This is a genomic window from Pseudomonas sp. RL_5y_Pfl2_73 (assembly GCF_963970515.1).
GTDB lineage: Bacteria > Pseudomonadota > Gammaproteobacteria > Pseudomonadales > Pseudomonadaceae > Aquipseudomonas.
On the sequence record NZ_CAXAPD010000084.1, the window covers coordinates 1 to 2,620 of the forward strand.

The 2,620-nt window shown below is 61.1% G+C and carries 2 protein-coding genes; both read left to right on the top strand.

The window, feature by feature from the left end:
- Positions 1–226: 226 nt before the first annotated feature.
- Positions 227–1,741, top strand: a complete 1,515-nt coding sequence (istA, locus tag AACY42_RS28215; protein ID WP_339437759.1) for an IS21 family transposase — start codon at positions 227–229, stop codon at positions 1,739–1,741.
- Between the two features lie 19 nt (positions 1,742–1,760).
- Entirely contained in the window at positions 1,761–2,516 is a 756-nt protein-coding gene (gene istB, locus AACY42_RS28220; RefSeq protein ID WP_339483778.1) for an IS21-like element ISPsy14 family helper ATPase IstB, read from the top strand.
- Positions 2,517–2,620: the final 104 nt, after the last annotated feature.

A 2,620-nucleotide genomic window follows, 5' to 3' on the forward strand; every position in this document is an offset into this window, starting at 1 on the left:
TGCGGATTCCACGCGCACTTGGACACCCATTCCACGAACACTTGGACAGTGATTCCACGCTGACTTGGACACTCATTCCACGGTCACTTGGACACTGATTCCACGAGCATTTGGACAGTGATTTTCCACTGACCCAACCCATGCTCAGGCAGGCAGCGACGCAGGATTATTCACTACCATCGACCTCTTTTCTCGAAGCGAAGAGGTCGTCGTGGAGCGTATATCCATGCGTAAAATCCGAGAGGTACTACGCCTAAAGTTCGACGCCGGCCTGTCCGTGCGCAAGATCGCCACCAGCCTTCGCATCAGCAGTGGCAGCGCCGGCAACTACCTGCATCGCTTCAACGCTTGCGGGCTGACCTGGCCGACGGCGTTGTCGGATGCCGAACTGGAACGCTGTCTGTTCCCGCCAGCGCCGACGGTTCCCAGCGATCAACGTCCGATGCCGGACTGGGCTCATGTCCATGCCGAACTGCGCCGTCCCGGCGTCACCCTGGCCCTGCTTTGGCAAGAGTATCGACTCAGCCATCCGCAAGGCTTCCAGTACAGCTGGTTCTGCGAGCATTACCGCCTCTGGGCCGCCAAGGTCGACGTGGTCATGCGCCAGGAACACCGTGCCGGCGAAAAGCTGTTTGTCGATTACGCTGGCCAGACCGTGCCAGTCATTGATCGGCGAACCGGCGAGATCCGCCAAACGCAGATCTTCGTCGCCGTCCTCGGCGCGTCCAGCTACACCTTTGCCGAGGCCACCTGGTCGCAGAAACTGCCCGACTGGCTGGGCTCGCACGTGCGCTGCTTCGCCTTTTTCGGCGGTACATCGCAGATCCTGGTACCGGACAATCTGCGCAGCGGCGTTACCAAAGCGCATCGTTACGAGCCTGACATCAATCCCAGTTACCGCGACCTGGCCGAGCATTACGGCGTGGCCGTATTGCCTGCCAGATCCCGCAAGCCTCGGGACAAAGCCAAGGTCGAAGTCGGCGTGCAAGTGGTCGAGCGCTGGATCCTGGCAGTGCTGCGCAACCGCCAGTTCTTCTCGCTGGGCGAACTCAACACGGCAATTGGACTGCTGCTGGATCGACTCAATCAGAAACCCTTCAAGAAGCTGCCCGGCTCACGCCGGTCGGTCTTCGAGACCATCGACCAACCCGCGCTGCAACCGCTGCCGGAACACCCGTACGTCTACGCCGAATGGAAAAAGGTACGAGTACACATCGACTACCACGTCGAGGTCGACGGCCATTACTACTCGGTGCCGTATCAGCTGGTGAAGCACCAACTCGAAGTGCGGCTGACGGCGCAGACCGTTGAATGCTTCCACGCCAATCAGCGCGTGGCCAGCCATCTGCGCTCGGCACATAAAGGCCGCCACACCACCCAAACCGAGCACATGCCCAAGAGCCACCGCGAACATGCCGAGTGGACACCGCAACGGCTGATCCGCTGGGCCGAGCAGACCGGCCCGAACACGGCTGGCGTCATCGCCCACATCCTCGAACGCCGAATCCATCCGCAGCACGGCTTCCGCGCCTGCCTGGGCATCCTGCGCCTGAGCAAACAGCACGGCGAAGAGCGGCTGGAAGCCGCTTGCCAGCGTGCGCTGGCGCTGGGCGCATGCAGTTACAAAAGCCTCGAATCGATCCTGCGCCAAGGCTTGGAACGGCTGCCGCTGACCCAGCAAAACCTGCCACTGCTGCCCGAAGAGCACATCAACCTGCGTGGCCCCGACTACTACCACTGACCTGAAAAGGAGCATCAAGATGCTACCCAACCCGACTCTGGACAAGCTGCAAACCCTGCGGCTGCACGGCATGATCAAAGCGCTGAACGAGCAACACGCAACGCCCGACATCAGCGATCTCAGCTTCGACGAACGCCTTGGCCTGATGGTCGACCGCGAACTGACCGAGCGTGAAGATGCTCGGCTGACCACTCGCCTCAAATCCGCGAGACTACGCCACAACGCCTGCTTGGAAGATATCGATTACCGCAGCCCACGCGGCCTGGACAAGGCCCTGATCCTGCAACTCGGTAGCGGCCAATGGCTGCGTGACGGCCTGAACCTGATCATCGGCGGCCCGACAGGCGTAGGCAAAACGTGGCTCGCCTGCGCGCTGGCCCATAAGGCTTGCCGGGACGGTTACAGCGTGCGTTATCTGCGTCTGCCTCGCTTGATGGAAGAACTGGGCCTGGCCCACGGCGACGGTCGCTTCACCAAACTCATGGCGGGTTATGCCAAGACCGATCTGCTGATCCTGGACGACTGGGGCCTTGCACCGTTTACCGCCGCGCAGCGGCGCGACATGCTGGAACTGCTGGACGACCGTTACGGAAACCGCTCGACGCTGGTGACCAGCCAGATGCCGGTGGATAAATGGCATGCGCTGATCGGTGATCCGACCTTGGGCGATGCGATCCTCGACCGGCTGGTGCACAACGCTTACCGCATCGAACTGAAGGGCGAATCGATGCGCAGGCGCGCAACGAAATTGACTGCAACCGGGACTTCAGACTAACAATGCGAACCTGCGTCGCTGCGCTCCGACTGCCTGTCCAAGTGAGCGTGGAATGAGTGTCCAAATGATCGTGGGCTGAGTGTCCAAGTGTCGTGGAATCCGCA